Genomic DNA, 22,086 nt, shown 5'->3' on the forward strand with positions numbered 1-22,086 from the left:
ATGCGCGGTGCAGCCTCCGGCCAGGTCGTGAAACGACCGGCCGTCCGGCGGTATGGCGACTGCTGCACCGGTGGGAGAACTGACTGCGCAAAGGCACCGGAATCTTAGTCCCCGGGGGCGTCTGCGAGCATTGATTGGAATCAAAAGTAGCCGACAGGCATGTAGGGGGTATTCGCGGTCGGTGTAGGTGGTCGGCCGCCCATTGCGTGGTGCTTATTGCTGATTGGCTGGCGGCGATAGCGGAGGCGGGCAAACGCGCTATGAGACGGCGAACGCCGGAATTCGCCGTGTGGCGCGGTCGGGATCAAGGCAGCGCTGGCACACGACTGTCTTTGCACCCCCGCCACAATCCGATGCAGCCGCCGGGTTCATTGCGCCGGAGCGACATGTCGAGAAGATCGGCGACGGCAACGATATCGCGATTTGTTATGGGCGCCTGGTGGACGTGTCGCTCATTGCGAGGGAACCGTCCGGGACACGAATTCGCGTTCGCCCAGGCGCGCCGTTATTAAATTGTAATCAGATTGTTGGCGAGGCCCCGCTAAAACCGCCGCGCCTCATACGCCTCGCCCACCACCGTCGTTTCATCCGATGCATCGCGCAGATCGTCGAGATCACGGCCGCGCGTCTCCGGCGTGTAAAACGTCGTCACCACGCCGATCGCGCTGAGGATCGCCACATACGCCGCCAGCGGAATCCACGCGAGAACGGTGCCTTGCGCGCCACCCCAGCGCAGGGTCGCCCACGCGATGATGGACGCGCCGATGAGCGGCGCGACGCCCCCCGCAATAACGGCCGACACTTCACGCCCCACGGCGACACCGGCGTAGCGGTGCTGTGCGCCGAACAACTCGGGCAGCAGCGCGCCCTGCGTGGCGAACATGCCCCAGACCCCGGCCAGCGTGACGCAAAGCATCGCGATGCTCGCGCTCGCGTTGCCGAGACTCAGCACCCACCAGGTCGGAAAGGCCAGCACGAGTTGATACAGCGCGAAGGCGCGATAGACGGGAACGCGACCGTAGCGGTCGCTCAGCATGCCCGCGAGCGGAATGACGACCGCGCCCGATACGCCCGCGAGCAGCAGCGCGACCGGCCCGATCGGCCCTTTGAGGCCGGTGGCCGTCGCCATGTAGCTGATGGCGAGCGACTGGTAGATCGACGATCCGCCGTTCTCGGCCATGCGCAGGCCGATGACCTTGAGGAGCGTCGGCTTCGCATGCGTGACGAGATGCTTCAACGGGCTGTCGTTGACCTGCTTGCGCGCTTCGAGCCGCGTGAACGACGGCGACTCCTTGAGCTTCAGGCGTATCCAGACCGCCACCGCGATGATGACGGCGCTGAGCAGGAAGGGCACGCGCCAGAGCCAGCTTTGCGAAATGTCCTCCACGCGCACCAGCGCGAAGTAGATCGCGGCCGCCATCACCGTGCCGAGCAGCACGCCCATGAACGGCAGCGCCGCGAAGTATCCGCGGCGTTTCGCGGGCGCGTATTCGGCCATCAGCACGGCGGCCCCGGCTTGCTCCGCACCCGCGCCGAGCCCTTGCAACAGGCGGCAGCCCACCAGCAGGACGGGCGCCCAGACCCTGGCGCTCGCATACGTGGGCAGCAGGCCGATCAGCGTGCTTGCCACGCCCATGAGCAGGATCGTCGCCATCAGGACGAACTTGCGGCCGTAGCGGTCGCCGAGCGTGCCGAAGACAATGCCGCCCACAGGGCGGATCGCAAAGCCGAGGAAGTAGGCGCCGAAGCTCGCGATCAGGCCCATGGCGGGATCGCTCGACGGGAAGAACAGCGGCCCGAAGATCAGCGCCGACGCCAGGTTGTACAGCGCGAAGTCGTAGTATTCGAGCGCGCTGCCAAGCGACGCCGCCCACGCCGCGCGGTACAGGTCGGCGGTGGCGACCGCGTGCCGGGCCGGGCCCGTGTTGCCGGGGCCGGCGCTCGGCGCGGCGGCGGTGGGGTGGGGGTGTTTCATCTCGTCTCCTCCAGATGGGGTACCGCTGCGGGCCGGCATTGCGATGCGCCCTTGTCTTGATGCAAGGTGCGCAATCTCCGGCCCGTTTTCCGGCTTCGTTGCGGTGCGCGCCGGTTAGCCGACGCGGGCAATTTCGTCGAGCAAGGCCGTGCTCATGGCGTCGAGGGGCGCCGCCTTGCCCGTGTACAGCTCGACCTGTCCGCAGAATTGATGCAGCAGCATGCGCGTGCCGTCGACCACCCGGCAGCCGAGGGCGGCGGCGTCGCGTATGAGCTTCGTGCGCACGGGAATGAAGGCGGCATCCATCACGAACAGATGCGGCGCAAGCTGTTGCGCGCGCAACGGATTGACGTCCGGGGCGCGAAAGCCCGCCGCCGTCGCATTGACCACGCCGTCGAAGGCGGCCGGATCGAACGCGCCCAGGTCGCCGCCGAATGCGAGGCCGAAGTCGTCGGCCAATGCCTGTCCGCGCGATTCGGTGCGATTGAATACGCTCACCCGCGCGCCCGCGCGTTGCATGCCCCAGGCGATCGCGCGCGCGGCGCCGCCCGCGCCGAGCAGCGCAATGCGGCGGCCATCGAGCGGCGTGGCCTCTTCGAGCGCGCGCACCGCGCCCACGCAGTCGGTGTTGTAGCCGGTGAGGTGGCCGTCGCGATTGTCGATCGTGTTGACCGCGCCAATCGCGCGCGCGGTTTCGTCGAGCGCGTCGAGATAAGGCATGACGGCCTGCTTGTGCGGCATCGTGACGTTCAGTCCGCGAATGCCGAGCGTACGCATGGCATTGACCGCACCGGCGATGTCCTCCACGCCGAAGCTCACGAACGTATAGTCCACGCCGAGCACGCGGTACGCGGCGTTGTGCACCTTGACGTTGAACGTGAACGGTTGGCCGGCGAGCGAGCCGCAAAGGGTGGGAATCGAGTGAGGCATGATCGTTGGATGTTGACGATAAAAACGAAGGTGCGGCAGGTGGTGATGTCAGCGCGGCATCGTGCGTAGCGACGACGGGCCGCCGCTCAACGCGATCCGCTCGCCGGTGTCGCGCAGATGCCCGCCGTTGACAGCGAAGAGGGCAAGCTGCTTTTCGACGTTGAACTGCACGATCAGATACTGGCTGTCCGCCGTGAAGACGATGCCCTGCGCGGCTTCTCCGCCCGGCGCCTCGGCAACCTGCACGGCCTGACCGTTGCGAATGGCGAACAGGACGACTTTGCCGCGCGCATGGCGTCCGGGGTTGTCGGGTGTCAGGTTCGAACCGTCCATGGCCTGCACGCCGATCCATTTGCCGTCGGGCGAGATCGCCACGCCCTCGGGCAGCGACGGCACGGTGAGGTGCTGGACCGCGCGAAACGGCTCATGCGAGACGTCGATGAGCGTCACGGTGTCGGCGTCGCCCGCGAGCTTGCCTGCGTAGGCGGGCAGGCCGGCCAGGCCGACGTCGCTCACCACGGCCCATTTGCCGTCGCTCGATACGTCGATGGTGTAGGGCGCCACGCCGCTCGACAGACGCTGGCCGCTGTCGCTCACGTGGCCGTCGGCGACATTCAGGACGGCCACGCCGCCTTCGTCGCGCAACGAGACCAGCGCGTGGCGGCCGTCGTGCGTGAAGCTGATGCCGGCAAGGCGCTTCTGCGCGATCTTCAATGTGTCCACCAGCGTCACGCGGTTTCCCTCGATGCCGAGCACCGTCACGCTGCCGTCGAGGCCTGCGACGAGCGCGAGGCGGCCGCTGCGGTCGATGGCGATGCCTTGGGGATGGCTGCCGAGATCGAGGCGCGTGACGGTGGGCGGCGACGCCTGGAGATCGACCACTTGCAGGAACGAATCCATCAGGAGCTTCTGGGCCGCGTGGTCGTAGCGCGTCGGCGCGCCGACCAGGGCGACGTGCGCATCCGGCGTGAGCGCGACGGCCTGGGGCGGCCCCTGGATGCCGTTCTCCACCTCGACCTGCACCTTGACCTGGGGCGGGAAGCGGCTCGCGTCGAGCAGCGTCAGCGTGTCGGGCCTCGCGTTGTCGGGGTAGGTGTCGCGGCCTTCTACGCGTTGATATTTCGCGTCGTTGCCGGAGACGATCCAGTCGGCGCCATGCGATGCGCAGGCCGCGAACGCGAGGGTCAGCCCGGCCAGCGCCTGGGCGCAGCGCGTGCGGTTCGCTTTGGGTGTGTGCATTTCGGTGTCTCCTTGACGATGTTTTGTCTTGTGTTCGTTCTTGTTGGGTGGTGGGTTGGCGTGCGCGGTGAACTCACACCACGCTGGTCAGGCCGCCGTCCACGAAGAGGGTTTGCCCGTTGACGAAGTCCGATGCCGACGACGCCAGAAACACCGCGGCCCCGCACAGTTCCTCCACGCGGCCCCAGCGCCCCGCCGGCGTGCGCTTGCAAATCCAGTTCGAGAACTCGGGGTCGTCGACGAGCGCGCGGTTCAGATCGGTTGCGAAGTAGCCGGGCGCAAGCGCGTTGGCCTGAATGCCGCGAGCGGCCCAATCCGCGCACATGCCCTTGGTGAGCATGCGGATCGCGCCTTTGGAGGCCGCATAGGGCGCAATGCCTGGCCGCGCGAGTTCGCCTTGCACCGAGCAGATGTTGATGATCTTGCCGCGCCCGCGCGCGAGCATGTGCCGCGCGAGCGCCTGCGACACATGGAACGCGCCGTCGAGATTCACGCGCAACAGCGCGTTCCAGTCGTCGGCTTCGAACGTTTCGAGCGGCGCCCGGCGCTGGACGCCGGCGTTGTTCACGAGAATATCGATGGCGCCGAGGCGCGCCTCGGCCGCGTCGATCGCGGCGTTGACCTCGTCGCGCTTCGTCACATCAAAAACCGCGATATCCGCTTCGAAGCCTGCCTCGCGCAGTTGCGCGGCGACGGCGGCGGCCTTGTGCTCGTTGCGGTCGTTGATGACGACCGCCGCGCCGGCGCTCGCCAGTCCGCGTGCGAGCGCGAGCCCGATGCCGCGCCCGGAGCCGGTGATCAGGGCGCGCCGTCCGCTCAGGCTGAAGAGTTGCAATGCGTCGTTCATGGTTCCCGGCGCTCGCCATGCGCGCCTGTGTTGTCTCCGTTACGCGTAGTTCACTCGAAGCGCCGCCATCGCGCCAATGGTCTTTCGTGACACTGTTATCATGATTCGTGATAACCAATCTCGGGAACGATGCGTGCCGACGCTGCGTGCCAGCGATTCGTGCCAAAAGGCCGCAGGAGTGAACATGGAACTGAAGCATCTGCGGGCCTTCGTCGTGCTCGCCGAGGAACTGCATTTCGGCCGGGCGGCGCAGCGGCTGTGCATCGTGCAGTCCGCGTTGAGCATGCAGATCAAGGCGCTGGAAGACGAGCTCGACGTGCGGCTGCTGGAGCGCGACCGGCACAAGGTCGCGTTGAGCGAAACGGGCAGGCTCTTTCTGCCGGAAGCCCGCGCCACGCTGCATCAGGCGCAGCGCGCCGAGCAGACCGCGCGGCTTTCGGCGCGCGGGGAAATCGGCACGCTGCGGATCGCCTTCGTCTCGTCGGTCTTGCCCAAGCTCTTGCCCACCCTCATTCGCACCATGCACGAGCGCTACCCGCTCGTGACGCTCGAACTGAAGGACATGCCCACGCCGGACCAGATCGCCGCTCTGCACGACAACAAGCTCGACTTCGGGCTGATACGCCTGCCCGTGGCGAGTGCCGGGCTTGAGATTCGCACGGTGCTTGAGGAGCCCTTCGTCGTGGCGTTGCCGGAGGCGCATCCGCTTGCCGCGCAAGCACTGATCCGGCCGGCGGATCTGCGAGGCTGTCCCGCGTTCGTGCTGGCGCGCAGGTACGCGCCCGGCTTTCATGACGAATTGCTCGTCGCGCTCAAGCGCGGGGGCGTCGATCTCGAGATCGCCCAGGAGCTGGGCGAATTCACGACCATGCTCGCGCTGGTCGCGGCGGGCATGGGCATCGGCATGATTCCGTCCGAGGCCGCCTCGGCCTTGCCGCCCAAAGTCGTGGCCCGCGCGCTCGATCTGCGCGATCACCGCGCCGGCATCGGGCTCGCGTACACCGGCCTCGACAATCCCGCGAAGCGCGCGTTGCTCGGCGTGATGGAGGCATGCTTCGGCGGCGCAGCGGGGAAATAGCCAGCGGCGCCAGGGCGCCGGCACGAATGGCGAAATCAGACCAAGGTTTGGCGAATTACGCGGTTTCGAACCCTTTCAGGCAACCGCTATAGTGGGGCCCAGTCGTGCACGAGGCGGATGCCGTCGAGCCCCGCCTGCCAGGTCGCAGGCATCGAGCATTCACCGATCGGCGCAAGAACAAGCCGCCCTCATGGGCTTTTTTTGAACGGTTCTAAGGTGTCCTTCAGACCAAACCGGACCAGCGTGCCCATGCCGACTGTCGTCGACGTCCTGCTCGAACAACATCTTTCTCTTCAATGGCGCGGTCTGTTGCGCGCCCTGGCCGCCGAGTTCGAATCGCAGTTGAGCCGCGACGAGTTGCGCGAGCTGATGTTTCGCATCGGGGCGCGCTTCGCCGCCGCCCACCCGCTGCCGCCCTGCGAGTCGACGGCGGGTCTCGCCGTTGCGATCAATGCCCGCTGGAGTGCGATTCAATGGGGTTGCGTCGAACTCGCGGACGCGGGCGACTCCTTGCGCATCACCCACTATGGCGCGCCGCTCGCCGCGTTCGGCGGCGACGCGCTCGCCTGGAGCCCGGCCTTCCTGCAAGGCGCCTATCAGACATGGCTCGACGCGATGGGCGCCGCCGATCTCGCCGTCGTTCAGACCGGCGCGCCGGAAGACGGCTTCGTCGTGGCGTTCCAGTTGGCGCGCGCGCTGGCGTGAGGCGAGCCGTCATCGCGTCCGGCGCCACGGCGTCCGGTCCTGGCTCTCGTCCTTGCTCTCTTCTCGGCGGTGAATCTTATGAGTCCCTCGCGTGACGTCCAGGCGCTCTTCGACCGGTTCGGCGGGGACGCAGCCAGTTATCGGGAAATCGGAATGGAAAACGAGGCGCACGAGGCGCGCGGCCGCTGGCCGCTGCTTGGCATGATCGATCCGCGTCAGGTCGAACTTCCGGCGGCGGACGCGGATCGCGACGCCACGCCCGCGCGCGACGACACGCCTGCGCGGGAGCCTGTGGCGCGCGAGGACTCGCAGGCCGTGATGCGCCGCTCCGCGCCCCTCTTCACGCGCTCGCCTCGCCGCGACGTGCCGCCCGTGCTGGCGAGGGAAACGCCCGCCGCGCCCGAGAGCGCCGAGTTTCGCTTTTTGCCCGTGCCGGGCGCGGGCGACGAAGCGTCGCAAGCCGATGATCGCGGTGCCGTGCCCGCATCTGCGCGCGCGCCTGCGCCCGTGCAGACCGTGCGCTTCAATCCGGCAGTGAGCGTGGGGTTCGCACAGCCCGGCGCGGCCATGCCCGATACGCCGGAGATGCCCAGGCCAATGCCTTTGTCGTCGCGTATTGCTCAGCCGGGCGCAACGCCAGCGAACGCGCCGCTGAAAAGGCTTTTCGGCGATACGCGTGCGGGCGCGGGCGGCCAGCCTTCGGCGTTGCCTGCGCGTGCGCCCCAGGACCCGGAGCGCCTCGACGATCTGTTCGCGCGGCTGCGCGGCGGCGCGCTCAAGCCGACGCAAGCTGAATTGCGGTCAGAAGCGCGGTCAGAAGCGCGGACCGAATCGCAAGCACAGGACCACGCCGGTTCGTCACACCGACCGTGGTTTCTCAGGGAAGCAGGCAAGGGAGTGAGCGGGCCATGAGAGTCGTGAGTGTGGTGTCGGCCAAGGGCGGCGTTGGCAAGACGACCGTCGCCGCCAACCTCGCCGCGGTCCTCGCGGCGCAGGGCCGCCGCGTGGCGGCGGTCGATCTCGATCCGCAGAACTCGCTGCGCCTTTATTTCGGCGGCTCGCTCGACAGCGTCGACGGCCTCTCGCGCGCGGCGTTCACGGGCGCATCCTGGCGCAGCGCGATGTTCGAAGGCAGCGACGGCGTGGCCGTGCTGCCGTTCGGCGCGCTGATCGAGGAGGAGCAGCACCTGTTCGAGCGCCATCTCGACGAGACGCCGCACTGGCTCGCCCAAGGCCTCGCGACGTTGCGCCTCGGCGAAGCGGACATCGTCATCGTCGACACGCCGCCGGGTTCGTCCGCCTACACGCGCGCCGCGCTCGGCGCCGCGCATTTCGCGATCAACGTCGTGCTGGCGGACGCCGCCTCCTACGCGGCGATTCCGCAGATGCAGCGCATGATCGACATCTACGCCGCGTCGCGGCCCGAGTTTCTCGGCGAGGGCTACGTGGTCAATCAGGTCGACCAGTCGCGCCAGCTCAACAAGGACGTGCTGCGCGTGTTGCGCGGCATGCTGGGCCCGCACATGTTTCCCGGCGTCGTCCACGACGACGAAGGCGTGAGCGAGTCGCTCGCCTGCAATACGACCGTGGTGCGCTACGACACGATGTGCCAGGCCGCCGCCGACATGCGCGAGCTGGGCCGGTGGCTGCTGGGCGCGCTCGAAGCGCCGGTCCTTGCGCGCAGGAGCCACGCATGAGCAGCGCGCGCAAGGACGCTCACGCGCCGGACTGTGCGCCGGAGTTCGCGCCGCGCAAGGCCGCTTCGCGCCTCGAACGTTTCGCCGACGCGCGCTTCTGGGGCAACAAGCCGGTCGCCGTCGTGCTGACGATTTTCTCGCTCGGCGCGATGTTCTTCGTGTTCACGGTGCCGCTCGCGAACAGCCAGCAACTCGCGTTCGCCCTCTGCTGCTTCATTTGCGCGCTACTGTTTCGCCGCGTCGAAGGCAGCTACGCGACGCTCGTGATGATCATGCTTTCGGTGCTGGCGTCGGGGCGCTACATGTACTGGCGTCTTACCGAGACCACCTACTGGTCGCGCCCGCTCGACGCGCTGTGGGGCCTGCTGCTGGTGTCGGCGGAACTCTATGCGGCGCTCGTGCTGCTGCTCGGCTACTTCCAGACCGCGTGGCCGCTCAGGCGCAAGCCCGTGCCGCTGCCCGCCTCGCGCGCGGACTGGCCGACCGTCGACATCTTCATCCCGACCTACAACGAACCGCTCGGCGTGGTGAAGCCGACGATCTACGCGTCGCTCGCGCTCGACTACCCGGCGGACAAGCTCTCGATCCACGTGCTCGACGACGGCCGCCGCCCCGAGTTCAAGGCGTTCTGCGAGGAAGTGGGCGTCAACTGGACGATCCGCTCGCACAACCGCCACGCCAAGGCGGGCAACATCAACGAGGCGCTCAAGATCACCAATGGCGAATACCTGGCGATCTTCGACTGCGACCATATTCCGACGCGCTCCTTCCTTCAGGTCTGCCTAGGCTGGTTCCTGCGCGACAAGAAGCTGTCGATGCTGCAAACGCCGCACCATTTTTTCTCCGCGGACCCGTTCGAGCGCAACCTCGGCACGTTCCGCAAGGTGCCGAACGAGGGCGAGCTGTTCTACGGTCTCGTGCAGGACGGCAACGATCTGTGGAACGCCACGTTCTTCTGCGGCTCGTGCGCGCTCCTGCGCCGCTCGATGGTCGAGGAGATCGGCGGCATCGCCGTGGAGACGGTGACCGAGGACGCGCATACGGCGCTCAAGCTGCACCGTCTCGGCTACACCACGGCCTATCTGGCGATACCGCAGGCCGCGGGACTCGCGACCGAGAGCCTTTCGGGGCATATCGGCCAGCGCATTCGCTGGGCGCGCGGCATGACGCAGATCTTTCGCGTCGACAATCCGCTGCTGGGCAAGGGGCTCTCGTTCGGCCAGCGCCTGTGCTACCTCAACGCGATGATGCACTTCTTCTATGGCGTGCCGCGTCTCGTCTTCCTCACGGCGCCGCTGTCGTTCCTGTTCTTCGGGGCGCACGTGATCCAGGCGTCGGCGGCGACCATCGCGCTGTTCGCGTTGCCGCACATGTTCCATGCGAACGTGACCAACTCGCGCATGCAGGGCGCGTTCCGGCATTCGTTCTGGGCCGAGGTCTACGAGTCGGTGCTCGCTTCGTACATCACCGCGCCCACGCTGCTCGCGCTCATCAACCCGAAGCTCGGCAAGTTCAACGTGACGGCCAAGGGCGGCAAGATCGCCGAGAACTACTTCGACTGGGCGATTTCCCGCCCTTACCTCGTGTTGCTGCTGCTCAACCTGCTCGGCTTCGGGTTCGGCATCTGGCATATCCACGCGTACTGGCACGTCACGAGCGAGGTCAACACGACGATCCTCAATCTCGCGTGGACCGCCTATAACTCGCTGATTCTCGGCGCGAGCATGGCCGCCGCCAACGAGCGCAAGCAGGTGCGCTCCGTGCACCGCGTCGCGATGACGATGCCCGTGATGCTGCGCTTCGGCACCGGGCGCACGCTCGCCTGCGAGACGCTCGACTACTCCGAGGGCGGCGTGGGCGTGAAGCTGCCGCAGAACATCTCGGTGCCGCTGCACGAGCCGGTCACGGTGTCGCTCTTTCGCGGCGACGAGGAGTACGCGTTCCGGGCGACCGTGAGCTTCACGGAGCCGGGGCGCGCGGGGCTCCAGTTCGTCGAGATGTCGAAGGACCAGGAATTCAACTTCGTGAATGCGACGTTCTCGCGCGCCGACGCCTGGAGCGGCTGGGCGCAGGGCCGTGAGCCCGACAGGCCGCTGCGCGCGCTCGCGCAGGTGTGGCTCGCGGGGGCGCACGGCATCGGCGGATTCTTCGGACACCTCTACGGCGACTTCCGCGCATGGGCCACGCGCGGCGCAAAACGAACCGCACAAAAAGACAGCTAAGGCAGATGAAGAAAGGGAGAGGATTTTCACCCTCGCGAGCGCGCCTCGCGAGCGTGTTCGCGTGTGGCCTGGCGCTTGGTCTGTGCGGCCTGCCGTTCGCCGTGGCGGCGGACGGCAAGCCTGGCGCATCCGTGGCGGCCCATACGGCCCAGACGGCCCATACCGCTGCTACGGCCGATACCGTGCCGTTGCCGTCCGCCGCTCGCGCGGCCGATGGCGCGACCGCAGTTGGCGCCGTGCCGCCGCCGGGCGCGGCCAGTGTGTTCGACGCCCAGGCGGGCGCACAGCCCGCTCTCGGTCTGCCAACGCCGCCGCTCACGCCGGGGCAGCAAAAGCTGCTCGGCGTGCGCGCGCCCACCACGGCGAACCCGGGCACGCTCGTGCCGGGCGGCCGCCGGCAGACCCTGACCTTCGCCGACCTCGGCGCGATCGATCCGTTGCAGTTGCGCGGCGTCGACGGGCAGAACGGCGTGCCGTTCTCGGTGCGCAACGACGAAGTGGTGACGGCCGCGACGCTGCATCTCGTCTATAGCTACTCGCCCGCGCTGCTGCCGGACCTCTCGCAGCTCAAGGTGCTGATCAACGGCGAAGTGGCCGCCACGCTGCCGGTGCCGCAAGCGCAGGCGGGCACGACGATCGCGCGCGACATCGCGCTCGATCCGCGCTTCATCACCGAGTTCAATCGCCTGAATGTCCAGTTGATCGGCCATTACACGCGCCGCTGCGAAGATCCCGCCAACTCCACGCTGTGGGCGACGCTCAGCAACGCGAGTTCGCTCGATCTCACCTACGCCTCGCTGCCGGAAAAGCCGAACCTGGGCGCGCTGCCGCAGCCGTTCTTCGACCGCCGCGACGTGCGCCGGCTGGAGCTGCCGTTCGTGTTCGCCGACAAGCCCGACGCGGGCACGCTGGAGGCGGCCGGCACGCTCGCTTCGTGGTTCGGCGCGCTCGCGGGTTATCGCGGCGCGCTCTTTCCCGCGCAGCTCGGCAGCGCGCCGCTTTCGGGCAACGCCGTGGTGTTCGCGCTCGCCGACTCGCATCCGGACGGCCTGACGCTGCCGCCCGTGAGCGGCCCGACGCTCGCCGTGGTGGAGCGCGCCGCGCCCGCGCGCGGCCAGTTGCTGCTCGTGCTCGGGCGCAACAGCGAGGAGCTGAAGACGGCCGCGAGCGCGCTCGCGCTCGGCCAGAACACGCTCTCGGGCACGAGCGTGACGATCGGCCAGCTCACCACGCTCAAACCGCGCGTGCCCTACGACGCCCCGAACTGGCTGCCCTCCGACCGCCCGGTGCGCTTTGGCGAACTCGCCGACGAACGCGCGCTCACGGTGACGGGCTACGACGCCGGTCCGATCTCGATCAATCTGCACGTGCCGCCCGATGTCTTCACCTGGAACACGAAGGGCGCGCCGATCGACCTGCTCTACCGCTACACCGTGCGCCCGCGGCCCGATCGCTCGTCGCTGAACATAAGCGTCAACAACACCTTCGTGCAGGCGTTGCAGATTCCGGCCGAAGATCCGTCACGCTTCAGCATCAACCGCTTCCTCGGCCGCTTCGGCGCGGTGGCTTACTCGACGGGCGCGGCGCGCCGCATCGTCCATGTTCCGCCCTTGCTGCTCACGCCGCGCGCGCAACTGCGCCTGCATTACTTCTACGACATCCCCGACACGGGCGAATGCTCGGGGCGTTTGCTGCGCGATGTCGAAGGCACGATCGACCCCGACTCGACCATCGACCTCTCGTCGTTCCCGCACTACATGGCGTTGCCGGACCTCGCGGCGTTCGCCAACAGCGGTTTCCCGTTCACGCGCATGGCCGACCTTTCCGAGACGGCCGTGATCCTGCCGGACGAGCCGACCGGCGGCGACTACAGCCTGTTCCTGCTGGCCATGGGCCGCATGGGCGAGTCGACGGGCTACCCGGTGACGGGCGCGACGGTGGCAAGCGCGGCCGACGTCGACACGCTCGCCGACAAGGACCTGATCGTGCTCGGCGGTCCCGGCCGTCAGCCGCTGCTTTCGCGCTGGGCGAAGTCGATGCCGTTCTCGAGCGACGGCGGCACGAGCCGCTTCACGCTCACCGACGCCGTGTACCAGTTCCAGGACTGGTGGCACGGCCCGCACGGCGTCGAGCGCACCACGGCGCGCGCCGATCTCTCGCTCGTGAGCAACGGCGGCAGCGCGCTGATGGCGGGCTTCGAGTCGCCGTTGAAGCCGGGCCGCAGCGTGGTCGCGCTGATCACCTCGCCCGGCGCGCCGGAAGCCGACATGGCCTCGGCGCTGCTCGACGCCGACGTGCTGCCGCAGGTGCAGGGCGCGATGGCCGTGATTCACGGCCGCTCGGTCACGGTGACCTCGAACGGCAACTTCTATTACGTCGGCAAGCTCACGCCGCTCGAATACGTGCGCTGGGTGCTTTCCTCGCACCCCATGCTGTTGCTGCTCGGCGGCGTGATCGCCGCGCTCGTGATCGCCGCGCTGTTTTACCGGATGCTGCGCAGCGTGGCTGCGCGCCGGCTCAAGGAATGACATGACGCCTCGCATCCCTCGCTCATCGAAGCGCTTCGGTGAGCGCGCGCGCTTATCCGTGCGGTTATCCGTGCGCTTATCCGCGTTATTTCCCGCGCTCGCGCTGTTCGGCGCGGCGCTCACGCCCGCCGTGGCGCACGCCAGCGCCGCGCGCTGCGGCGACTGGAGCGCCTGGCGAGCCTTCGTCGCGCACGCGATGCAGGCCGACGGCCGTGTGTTCGACGCCTCGACGCCCGTGCAGCAATCCACCTCCGAAGGTCAGTCGTACGGCATGTTCTTCGCGCTGGTTGCCAACGACCGCGCGAATTTCGACAGGATGCTGGGCTGGACGCGCACCAATCTGGCGGGCGGCAACTTCGACGACAAGAGCGTGCGGCTGCCCGCGTGGCAGTGGGGCAGGCGGCCCGACGGCTCGTGGGGCGTGCTCGATGCGAACGCGGCCTCCGACGCGGATCTCTGGATGGCCTATGACCTGTTGCAGGCGGGGCGGCTGTGGCGCGCGCCCGAATACACGGCGCTCGGCGCCGCGCTCGCCGACGAGATCGCGAGGCGCGAGGTCGCCGATCTCGCGGGCCTGGGCCCCATGCTGTTGCCGGGGCCGCAAGGCTTCGCGACCGGCGACGTCACACGCCTGAACCCGAGCTACTTGCCGTTGCCGGTGCTGCGCGGCCTCGCGCACGAGTTGCGCGGCGGTCCCTGGAACGCGCTCGCGCGCAACGCGCAGACGATGATCGCGGCCACCTCGCCGCACGGCTTCGCGCCCGACTGGGCCGCATGGCGCGCGGGCCAGTTCGTCGTCGATCGCAACAGCGGCGACACCGGCAGCTACGACGCCATCCGTGTGTATCTGTGGGCGGGTCTCGCGAATGCCGCCGATCCGCTGGCCAGGCCCTGGCTCGACTCGGTGCGCGGCATGGCGGCGCGCGTCGCCCAAACCGGCGCGCCGCCGGAACGGGTTGCGGTCACGAGCGGAGTGGGCACGGGCGAGGCGCCGCCCGGCTACTGGGGGGCGCTTGCGCCGTACTTCGCGGCGCTAGGCGACCAGACGGGACTCGCGCTCGCGCGTGCGCGCCTTGCCGCGCCCGGCGACGACACGCTGGTGTACTACGACCGCGTGCTCGGGCTCTTTGGCGGCGGCGCGGTCGAGGGCCGCTACCGCTTCGAGGCGAACGGCCAGTTGACGCCGTCGTGGAGGGGCGCATGCGAATGACGCGCATCACGGCGCTGCTCGCGCTCGCGGGCCTCATGAGCGCTGCCCACGCGCCGCACGTGCGCGCCGCGGACGACGCGCTCAAGGCGCTCATCGACCAGGGCAAGTACTGGCAGGCGCACGGCCGCGGCGACCTCGCGGAACAGGCCTGGCAGAAAGTGCTGCGCATCGACGCGAAGCAGGCCGACGCGCTGTTCGGCATGGGCATGGTGATGGCCGACCGCAAGGACGGCGGCAAGGCCGAAGGCTATCTCGATCAATTGCGCGCGGTCGCGCCGAACTATCCCGACATCGACGAACTGGGCAGGCGTCTGGGCCAGACGAGCCCGCGCGACCAGGCCGTCGACGACGCGCGGCGGCTCGCGCAGACGGGCAAGAGCGCTCAGGCAGTCGAGCAGTATCAGAAGGCGCTGAAGGGCGCGCCGGCCGCGCCGGGGCTGCGGCTCGAATATTACCAGGCGCTCGCGGCCACGCCCGATGGCTGGGACGAGGCGCGCCGCGGCCTCGAACAACTCGCGCGCGAGAATCCCGACGATCCGCGCTATCAACTGGCCTACGCGCAGCACCTCACGTATCGCGACACCACGCGGCGCGACGGCATCGCGCGGCTGGCGACGCTCGTGAGCGACGGCAAGTACGGGCGCGAGGCGCGCCAGAGCTGGCGTCAGGCGCTGCTCTGGCTGGCGGCGCGGCCGTCGGACCAGGCGCTTTTCGACGGCTATCTCAAGCTCGCCCCCGACGACCCCGCCGTGAAGGCGCGCTACGACAGCATGGTCGCGCAGGACCGCGCCACGCGTGAGCGCGGCGGCGAGGCGGCCGCGAACGACGCGCGCGGGCGCGCGGTGGGCGAAGGCTTCGCCGCGCTCGACCGCAACGACCTCGCGACGGCGCGCGCGCGCTTCGCGGCCGTGCTCGCGAACGCGCCCAACGACCCCGACGCGCTGGGCGGCATGGGGATCGTCGAACTCAAGCAGGAGCATTTCGAAGCGGCGCGCAACGACCTGGAACGGGCTTCGCGCGCGGGCGACGCCGCGCGCTGGCGCGAGGCGCTCACGAGCGCGACCTACTGGAGCTACACGAGCGCGGCGCTCGGCGCGCAAAGCAACGGCGAAACCGCGAAAGCGAAGTCGCTGTTCGAGCGCGCGATCGCGCTCAATCCGTCGGATGTCACGGCGCAGGTGATGCTGGGCGAACTGCTGCTCGCCAACCGCGATCCCCAGGGCGCCGAGCAGGCGTACCGCATGGCGCTGCGCCGTCAGGCCGACAACCCGGACGCGATTCGCGGGCTGGTCGGCGCACTCGCCGCGCAGGGGCGCGGCGACGAGGCGCTCGCCTTCGCCACGCAATTGACCGCCGCGCAGCAGGACAAGGCGGGCGGCCTCGACCGCTTGCGCAGCACGGCCGAGGCGGCGCAGGCGCGCGCGGCCGAAGCGCAGGGCGATCTGGGCCGCGCGCGCAGCCTGTTCGAAAGCGCGCTCGCGGGCAATCCCGACGATCCGTGGCTGCGCCTGGACCTCGCGCGCATCTACGTGCGCCAGGGCGCATCGGGCACCGCGCGCAGCATGATGGACAGCCTGCTGGCCGCGCATCCCGACATGGTGGACGCGCTGTATGCGAGCGCGCTGTTGTCGGAGGAGGCGCACGACTACGCGAACGGCTTGCAGACGCTCGAACGCATTCCCGTGGACAAGCGCACGAGCGCGATGACCGGGCTTCAGCATCGCCTGTGGGTTGGCCAGCAGGTCGATCTCGCCGGGCAACTGGCGAAGCGCGGCCAGAACCCGCAGGCGCTCGCGCTTTTGCGTGGTGTCGAGCCGGTCGCGCGCGGCGACGCCGCGCTGATCGGCGTGCTGGCGGGCGGCTACGTGAGCGCGGGCGATCCGGCCCGCGCGCTCGCGCTCGTGCAAGGCGCGATGGCGGCCGCGCCCGGCGACGCCGCTTTGCAGCTCCAATACGCGGGCATCCTGCTCGCGAGCCATCAGGACGCGCTGCTCGGCGAAGTCATGCGGCGCTTGCAGACGATGCCGCTCACGCCCGAGCAACGCACCGATTTCGACAACCTCAATCTCTCGATCGTCGTGCGCCAGGCCGACGCCGTGCGCACGAGCGGCGATCTCGCGAGCGCCTACGCCGTGATCGCGCCGTGGCTCGCGGCCATGCCCGAGAACCCCGACCTCCAGGCAGCGCTCGCCCGGCTTTACACGTCGGCGGGCGACCCGGCCAACGCGCTCAAGTGCTACCGCGTGGCGCTCGCGCGCCGCCCGGACGACCGCGGTTTGCAACTGGCCGCGCTCTATGCCGCCACCAGCGCGCGCGACTGGCGCTATGCCGAGCAACTGGCCAACGCCGCGCTGAACGGCGCGCAGGATTCCCCCGAAGTGCTCGCCGCCGTGGGGCGCATGTATCGCGCGCAGGGCAAGCTCTCGCTCGCGGCGACTTACCTGAAGAAGTCGCTCGTGGCCAGCACGACGCCGGTTGGCGCGCGCGCCGCCACCGCCGCTGCCGGATCAGCCGCCCTCGTGCCGCGCGGCTGGGAAGCGCTCAGCCGGCCGATTGGCGCGAATCCGCTGCCGGGCACCAATCCGTTCGAAGGCAAGACCGCCGTCGACGCCGCCGGCGCGAACGCGAACGGCGCCGCCACGCCGTCGCCGAGCTCTCCTTCGTGGTCCAAACTTTTGCATCCCGTATCGACCGTGCCTACCTCATTGCCGCCCCCGCAGCAGCCCGCGCCGTACGTGGCGCCCTATTCGGCGCCCAGCGCGGGCGTGACGGGTTACCAGGCGCCGGTCGCGCCGGTGGATTCCAGCGGCTACGGTCAGGACATCTCTGGCTCCAGCGCCTCGGGCGGTCCTGCTTCCGCGCCGCCGCGCGAGCCGTATGCACAATATGCGCCCTATCCGCAGCAGCAGGCCTATGCGCCCGCGGCTTATGCGCAGGCTCCGCAGCCGTATGCGCAAGGCGGCTACCCGCAGGCAGGCGCTGTGCAGCAGCCGTATGTCGCTTCGCCCTGGCCGATGTCACCGGCCGCGCAGGCGGCCCAGGCGGGCTATGCGCAGCCCGCAACGGGAAAAAGCGCCGCCGCGCGCAAGCAGAGCGCCAGGCGCCGGACGAATGCGCCGGTCTATGCGCAGCAGGGTGCTTATCCGCAGGGGGCTTACCCACAGCAAGGCTATCCGCAGCAGGGCTATCCCCAACAAGGTTATCCGCAGCAAGGCTACGCGCAGCAGGGTTATGCCCAGCAGGGTTACGCCCAGCCTTACACGCCGCAACCGCCGTATCCGCAACAGGGCTATAACGCGCCGGCCTATATTCCACAGCCGCCCGCAGGCTACGCGCAGGCCTACGCCGCGCCCGTCGCGGGCGTGAACGGCGCGGCCAGCGCACAGCGGCCGGTGGCGAATTCGCAGGCGTCCGATGTCGCCGACGAGCTCGCGCAGGTGAATCGGGAGCAGTCGAGCACGGTGTCGGGCGGCGTGGTGTTCCGCAATCGCGCGGGTGAAGACGGCTTGTCGAATCTCAGCGACATCGAAGCGCCCATCGAAGGCCGCATCAAGGCGGGCAACGGCCACGTGGTCGTCACGGCCACGCCCGTCATGCTCGACGCGGGCACGGCGCAGACCGACCTGCCGACGCTCGCGCGCTTCGGGGCGGGCCTGTCGCAAAGCGCGACCGGCAGCAGCAGCTTCGGCTCGCAGACGGCAAGCGGCGTGGGGCTCTCCATCGGCTACGAGAGCAAGTCGGTCAAGGCCGATATCGGCAGCACGCCGGTTGGCTTTCGCTATCAGGACGTGGTGGGCGGGCTGGAGTACAACGCCAACGCAACCGACAAGGTCGCCTACTCGCTCGCGGTCACGCGGCGCGCCGTCACGGACAGTCTGCTGTCCTATGCAGGCGCACGCGACGCGGCGGCGGGCCTCGAATGGGGCGGCGTGACGAAGTCGGGCACGCGCGCGGCGCTTGGCTGGGACGACGGCACGAACGGGCTCTACGCGAACGGCGAAGTGTCCTACTACGACGGCCACCACGTGCAGGGCAACTTCGCCGCGAAGCTGGGCGGCGGCTTCTATACGCGCGTCTACAAGGATACGGACGAGACGTTGACCGTCGGCGTGAACACCACCTGGATGATGTTCAACAAGAACCAGTCGTACTACACGTACGGTCAGGGCGGCTACTTCAGCCCGCAACAATATGTGATCCTGAATATTCCGGTGGAGTATGCGGGGCGCAGCGGGCCGTTCACGTTCGACCTGAAGGGCTCGATTGGCGTGCAGCACTACCGCGAAGACGCCGTGTCGTATTTCCCGCTCGACGCTGCCTTGCAGGCGAGCGCCGCAAGCAACATGAACAGCACGACGACGGCCACGCTCGATTCGAACGCCATCTATCCGGGGCAAAGCAAGACGAGCTTCGCCTACTCGCTCCATGCGAGCGGCGAGTATCAGCTTGGGCCGCAACTGGCGGTGGGCGCTTTGGCGTCGCTTGGCAATGCGTATCAATATCGCGAATGGCTCGCGGCCGTGTATTTGCGGTACAGCTTCTCCGAGCAGTCGGGCGCGCAACCGTTCCCGCCGCGCGCGCCGAGCTCGCCGTATCTCGGGAGTTCGCAGTGACGCCGGCCTAAAGGTCGAATGTGTCGGCGGACCTGGCCGGCCCGGATTTCGCGTGCTTGTCGCGCGTGATCTTTTCATGCACGTCGTTGGTGAGCCGCGCGATCTGCTCGGTCAGGTCGCGCGTCAACGTCGTCAGTTCGGTATTTTTCTGAAGCAGCGCGTTGAGTTGCCCGGTCTGGTGCGCCAGCGCCTTGTCGCGCTGTTCCGCCGCGAGGGCGAGGGCTTCGCGGTGGCGCGCGTCGGCGTCGGCATGCGCCTTGTCCCGGTCGGCCTGGCGGGTTTGCGCGAGCAGGATCAGCGGCGCGGCATAGGCCGATTGCAGGCTGAAAGCGAGATTGAGCAGGACAAAAGGATAGGCGTCGAAATGCGTGACGCCGCTCACGTTCAGTGCGATCCAGATCGCGACGACGAGGGTTTGCACGAGCAGAAACGAGGGGGTTCCGAAAAACCGCGCGAACGCTTCGGCCTTGAGGGCGATCCAGTCGTTGCCGAATACCGGGGAAAGATGGGCATAAGGCAACTGGAACCGCAAATGATGAAGCTGGGCGGGAAGGGGGCGGTCGTCATCGATATTCATGGCCGATGGAGTCGATAGAGTCGATTCAGGAGGTCAGTGGGGCGAATGCGTGGAGAACGCATCAATCTAGCCGACTCCCGGCCCGCTTTCTTTAGCAAATGCACGCGCGAATGCGGGGGCGCTGTCGAAAGAATCGCGATGGCGCGGCGCTCGCGCGCGGCGTCCTCACGTTAGCGTGCGAATACGAAAACAACGGGTTGCGATCACGGGCACAGTGGTATCGCGTGCAGGGCCCCGGTTCGACCGCCAGAGCGAGCGGACCGGGAGCCCCGCGCGATTTTCCATACGAAGCGTGACAAGCGCAATTGATACCCGGGAGTGAATGATGAACGTTGCAAAACTGGCTGTTGCAGCCCTCGCCGCTGCCTCGCTTGGCCTGCTGGCACCGCTTGCCCAGGCGCAGGTGGCGGGCGCCCAGACCATCGGCGTAAGCGTGGAGCAGGCGTCGCTGATCGTGAATGGCTGGAGCGCGAAGCAAAGCCTCCTCGGCAAGCCCGTCTATAACGATCAGGGCGAGAAGGTCGGCGTGCTGCACGACATCATCGTCGCGCCGAACGACGCCGTTTCCTTTGCGATCGTCGCCGCGCATCAGTTCCTCGGGGTGTCGCAACATGACGTTGCCGTGCCGATCACGCAAATCGATATCGCCAACGGCAAGCTGGTCTGGGCGGGCGCGACGCGCGCCGCGGTCAAGGCGATACCGGCGTTCCAGTACGCGAAGGTCCACGCGACGCCCATCGCGCGCAGCGAATACCTGCATCACTAACAGGGCGGCCGGCAAGGCGGCCGTCTGCCCGACAGCATGGGTGGCCGCCTTTGCCGCGAAGCGCATGAACGACGAAGGTTGATAAGGATTCCTGTGGTATTGCGGGGGAATCCGTCGCGGCGACCCCGATAGTAGCCCGCGCGATTTTTTGTCGATTGCGGCATCGACATTATTTTGATCGGCTATCATGCGGGAAAACCCGTATCGTGTGCCGGGCGTCGCACCCTCGACGCCGCCTGCGCGCGGCCGGGAAGCACGCCTCGCCGGGCGCACGCCAGGCCGGAGATCCCGGCACGAGTGCGCCTTGGGGCGTCCACTCAACGCCGGGCTGTTGCGCCCGGATATCGGCACGCGGCCACAAGCCGGCTTGCCGACATGCACGGATATCGTCGACCATGATCGCCGCCGCCTGCTCACGCGCGTTCAATCGCGCCCAGGTCCACGACCCCGAATTCGCGCGCCTGCGCGCCGCCGCGCGCTCCACGCTCGCTTGCCTGCTGACGGCGGGCCTTGGCGTGGCGTGGGCGCTCCAGCATCACGGCACGCCGACGCTCGCCGTCCCCGGCGCGTTGTTCGCGATGATCGCGCCGCTGTTTCTGCGCGAAGCGCGTGTGTCGGGCTGGCTCGTTTCGCTGCTCATTCTCTACTTCTGCGCTTTCGCATCGTTTGCGGGCGCGGCCGAAGTCGCCTCGCAACCCGCGCTGCGCATGACCGGCTCGCTGCTGGTCGTGTTCGTGGGCATGCTGTGCCAGACGCTCGGTACGCGCGCGGTAGGCGCGGCGCTGATCACGCTGGTCTGTTTTTACCTCGGCCTCTATCTGCATCCTTCCCACGCGCGGCTGATGGAAATGCTGGTCGTAATGACGATCGCGCTGCTCGTCGTGGTGTTCGTCGGGCGCGTCGTCATAGCCGTGGAGCGCGGCGGCGCGCCGTTGCCGTCGTTCATGCAGGCGTTGCCCCACAGCGTTGCGGCGGCGAAGGCATGGACCGGCGCGGCCTTGCGTTATCTCGCGGACCTGATCGTGAGCGGTCGGCCGACCGGGCAACTGACCTGGCAACCACTTACGGCCATGCTCGCACACCGGTTTCACCGGCTCGCGTGGCGGCCTGCGCTGGTGGCCACGCTCGCCGCGCTGCTCGCCATGCTGGCGGGCGGCGAGTTGTCTGAGGACCGGTCGATGTGGGCCGTCATCACCACGTTCGTCGTTTTTCTCGGGACCACGTCGCATCAGGGCACGCGCACGCGCGTCATGAAGCGGATTGCGGGCACGTTGACCGGCGCGGCGGCCAGCGTGCTGGTCGTGACCGTATGCGGGCAAGAGCCCTGGGTGCTCGTGGCCGCGATGGCCTTGTCGGTTTTCGGCTGGGCCTATTACATCCTTCACGCGTATGCGCGCGGCGTGTTCTTTATCACGATGCTCGTGGGCCTCGTTTATGGTCAGCTCGGTTTCGCCATCATGCCGCTCGCGAAACTGCGTATCGAGGAAGTCTTTGCCGGATGCCTGATTTCGCTCGCGGTGGCCGTGTTGCTGATGCCGTCCGCGACGGCACGCGCGGTGGCCGTGCTGGACCGCGAGTGACACGCGGCGCTGCGTGAATCGGCCCGGCATGCGTGCAAGGCGGCCCGCACTATCGTTCGCCAACATGCACCAAGCGGGTTTTTACATCGCGAGTTTTCACAACTCAGGGAAAATAAAAC

15 protein-coding genes are annotated in these 22,086 nt (G+C 68.3%); 10 read left to right on the plus strand and 5 right to left on the minus strand.

The window, feature by feature from the left end; translation table 11 throughout:
* Nucleotides 1–541 precede the first annotated feature (541 nt).
* The 4 genes from C7401_RS42605 to C7401_RS42620 all read right to left on the minus strand — a co-directional run bounded on the left by C7401_RS42605 (nt 542) and on the right by C7401_RS42620 (nt 4,991).
* Entirely contained in the window at nt 542–1,975 is a 1,434-nt protein-coding gene (locus tag C7401_RS42605; protein WP_112178069.1) for an MFS transporter, read from the minus strand.
* Between the two features lie 114 nt (nt 1,976–2,089).
* Nucleotides 2,090–2,905 (minus strand): shikimate dehydrogenase, encoded by an 816-nt coding sequence (gene aroE / locus C7401_RS42610; protein WP_112178070.1) that lies wholly within the window; start codon nt 2,903–2,905, stop codon nt 2,090–2,092.
* A gap of 48 nt (nt 2,906–2,953) precedes the next feature.
* Entirely contained in the window at nt 2,954–4,144 is a 1,191-nt protein-coding gene (locus C7401_RS42615) for a YncE family protein (protein WP_112178071.1), read from the minus strand.
* A 73-nt stretch (nt 4,145–4,217) separates the two neighbouring features.
* Nucleotides 4,218–4,991: a glucose 1-dehydrogenase gene (locus C7401_RS42620; protein ID WP_112178072.1), complete on the minus strand. Its 774-nt coding sequence runs from the start codon at nt 4,989–4,991 to the stop codon at nt 4,218–4,220.
* Nucleotides 4,992–5,175: 184 nt separating this feature from the next.
* Between C7401_RS42620 and C7401_RS42625 the strand changes: the two genes are divergently transcribed.
* From C7401_RS42625 to C7401_RS42660, 8 genes are all read left to right on the plus strand, one after another.
* A complete protein-coding gene (locus C7401_RS42625) occupies nt 5,176–6,069 on the plus strand; it encodes a LysR family transcriptional regulator (protein WP_112178073.1) in 894 nt (297 codons plus the stop codon).
* Between the two features lie 249 nt (nt 6,070–6,318).
* Nucleotides 6,319–6,774 carry a cellulose biosynthesis protein BcsD gene (gene bcsD, locus C7401_RS42630; protein WP_112178074.1) on the plus strand — a complete coding sequence of 152 codons (456 nt, stop codon included), beginning with the start codon at nt 6,319–6,321 and terminating at the stop codon, nt 6,772–6,774.
* A 78-nt stretch (nt 6,775–6,852) separates the two neighbouring features.
* Nucleotides 6,853–7,686 carry a cellulose biosynthesis protein BcsP gene (gene bcsP, locus C7401_RS42635; RefSeq protein ID WP_146758093.1) on the plus strand — a complete coding sequence of 278 codons (834 nt, stop codon included), beginning with the start codon at nt 6,853–6,855 and terminating at the stop codon, nt 7,684–7,686.
* Nucleotides 7,683–8,471 (plus strand): cellulose biosynthesis protein BcsQ, encoded by a 789-nt coding sequence (gene bcsQ, locus C7401_RS42640; protein WP_112178076.1) that lies wholly within the window; start codon nt 7,683–7,685, stop codon nt 8,469–8,471. The genes bcsP and bcsQ overlap by 4 nt, the downstream gene beginning before the upstream one ends.
* Nucleotides 8,468–10,693 (plus strand): UDP-forming cellulose synthase catalytic subunit, encoded by a 2,226-nt coding sequence (gene bcsA / locus C7401_RS42645; RefSeq protein WP_112178077.1) that lies wholly within the window; start codon nt 8,468–8,470, stop codon nt 10,691–10,693. Before bcsQ ends, bcsA begins: the two co-directional genes overlap by 4 nt.
* Before the next feature lie 5 nt (nt 10,694–10,698).
* Complete coding sequence (bcsB, locus tag C7401_RS42650) at nt 10,699–13,221, plus strand: cellulose biosynthesis cyclic di-GMP-binding regulatory protein BcsB (RefSeq protein ID WP_258397466.1); 2,523 nt, start codon at nt 10,699–10,701, stop codon at nt 13,219–13,221.
* A gap of 1 nt (nt 13,222) precedes the next feature.
* Nucleotides 13,223–14,431, plus strand: a complete 1,209-nt coding sequence (gene bcsZ / locus C7401_RS42655) for a cellulose synthase complex periplasmic endoglucanase BcsZ (RefSeq protein ID WP_112178079.1) — start codon at nt 13,223–13,225, stop codon at nt 14,429–14,431.
* Complete coding sequence (locus C7401_RS42660; protein WP_112178080.1) at nt 14,422–19,044, plus strand: cellulose synthase subunit BcsC-related outer membrane protein; 4,623 nt, start codon at nt 14,422–14,424, stop codon at nt 19,042–19,044. The genes bcsZ and C7401_RS42660 overlap by 10 nt, the downstream gene beginning before the upstream one ends.
* 7 nt (nt 19,045–19,051) lie before the next feature.
* On the opposite strand, the gene C7401_RS42665 is transcribed toward C7401_RS42660, so the two are convergent.
* Nucleotides 19,052–19,621, minus strand: a complete 570-nt coding sequence (locus tag C7401_RS42665; RefSeq protein WP_112178081.1) for a DUF1003 domain-containing protein — start codon at nt 19,619–19,621, stop codon at nt 19,052–19,054.
* A gap of 325 nt (nt 19,622–19,946) precedes the next feature.
* Between C7401_RS42665 and C7401_RS42670 the strand changes: the two genes are divergently transcribed.
* Both C7401_RS42670 and C7401_RS42675 read left to right on the plus strand, forming a co-directional pair.
* The gene (locus tag C7401_RS42670; RefSeq protein WP_112178094.1) at nt 19,947–20,387 is read left to right on the plus strand and encodes a PRC-barrel domain-containing protein; all 441 of its coding nucleotides are present in this window, start codon (nt 19,947–19,949) and stop codon (nt 20,385–20,387) included.
* Between the two features lie 395 nt (nt 20,388–20,782).
* Nucleotides 20,783–21,967, plus strand: a complete 1,185-nt coding sequence (locus C7401_RS42675; RefSeq protein WP_112178082.1) for an FUSC family protein — start codon at nt 20,783–20,785, stop codon at nt 21,965–21,967.
* Nucleotides 21,968–22,086: the final 119 nt, after the last annotated feature.

It is taken from the genome of Paraburkholderia unamae (genome assembly GCF_003268775.1).
Lineage (GTDB): Bacteria > Pseudomonadota > Gammaproteobacteria > Burkholderiales > Burkholderiaceae > Paraburkholderia > Paraburkholderia unamae.

Bases quoted from the DNA above. Each gene is read 5' to 3' on its own strand.
- C7401_RS42605 (WP_112178069.1), bottom strand. From the start codon at position 1,975: ATGAAACACCCCCACCCCACCGCCGCCGCGCCGAGCGCCGGCCCCGGC.
- aroE (WP_112178070.1), bottom strand. From the start codon at position 2,905: ATGCCTCACTCGATTCCCACCCTTTGCGGCTCGCTCGCCGGCCAACCG.
- C7401_RS42615 (WP_112178071.1), bottom strand. From the start codon at position 4,144: ATGCACACACCCAAAGCGAACCGCACGCGCTGCGCCCAGGCGCTGGCC.
- C7401_RS42620 (WP_112178072.1), bottom strand. From the start codon at position 4,991: ATGAACGACGCATTGCAACTCTTCAGCCTGAGCGGACGGCGCGCCCTG.
- C7401_RS42625 (WP_112178073.1), top strand. From the start codon at position 5,176: ATGGAACTGAAGCATCTGCGGGCCTTCGTCGTGCTCGCCGAGGAACTG.
- bcsD (WP_112178074.1), top strand. From the start codon at position 6,319: ATGCCGACTGTCGTCGACGTCCTGCTCGAACAACATCTTTCTCTTCAA.
- bcsP (WP_146758093.1), top strand. From the start codon at position 6,853: ATGAGTCCCTCGCGTGACGTCCAGGCGCTCTTCGACCGGTTCGGCGGG.
- bcsQ (WP_112178076.1), top strand. From the start codon at position 7,683: ATGAGAGTCGTGAGTGTGGTGTCGGCCAAGGGCGGCGTTGGCAAGACG.
- bcsA (WP_112178077.1), top strand. From the start codon at position 8,468: ATGAGCAGCGCGCGCAAGGACGCTCACGCGCCGGACTGTGCGCCGGAG.
- bcsB (WP_258397466.1), top strand. From the start codon at position 10,699: ATGAAGAAAGGGAGAGGATTTTCACCCTCGCGAGCGCGCCTCGCGAGC.
- bcsZ (WP_112178079.1), top strand. From the start codon at position 13,223: ATGACGCCTCGCATCCCTCGCTCATCGAAGCGCTTCGGTGAGCGCGCG.
- C7401_RS42660 (WP_112178080.1), top strand. From the start codon at position 14,422: ATGCGAATGACGCGCATCACGGCGCTGCTCGCGCTCGCGGGCCTCATG.
- C7401_RS42665 (WP_112178081.1), bottom strand. From the start codon at position 19,621: ATGAATATCGATGACGACCGCCCCCTTCCCGCCCAGCTTCATCATTTG.
- C7401_RS42670 (WP_112178094.1), top strand. From the start codon at position 19,947: ATGAACGTTGCAAAACTGGCTGTTGCAGCCCTCGCCGCTGCCTCGCTT.
- C7401_RS42675 (WP_112178082.1), top strand. From the start codon at position 20,783: ATGATCGCCGCCGCCTGCTCACGCGCGTTCAATCGCGCCCAGGTCCAC.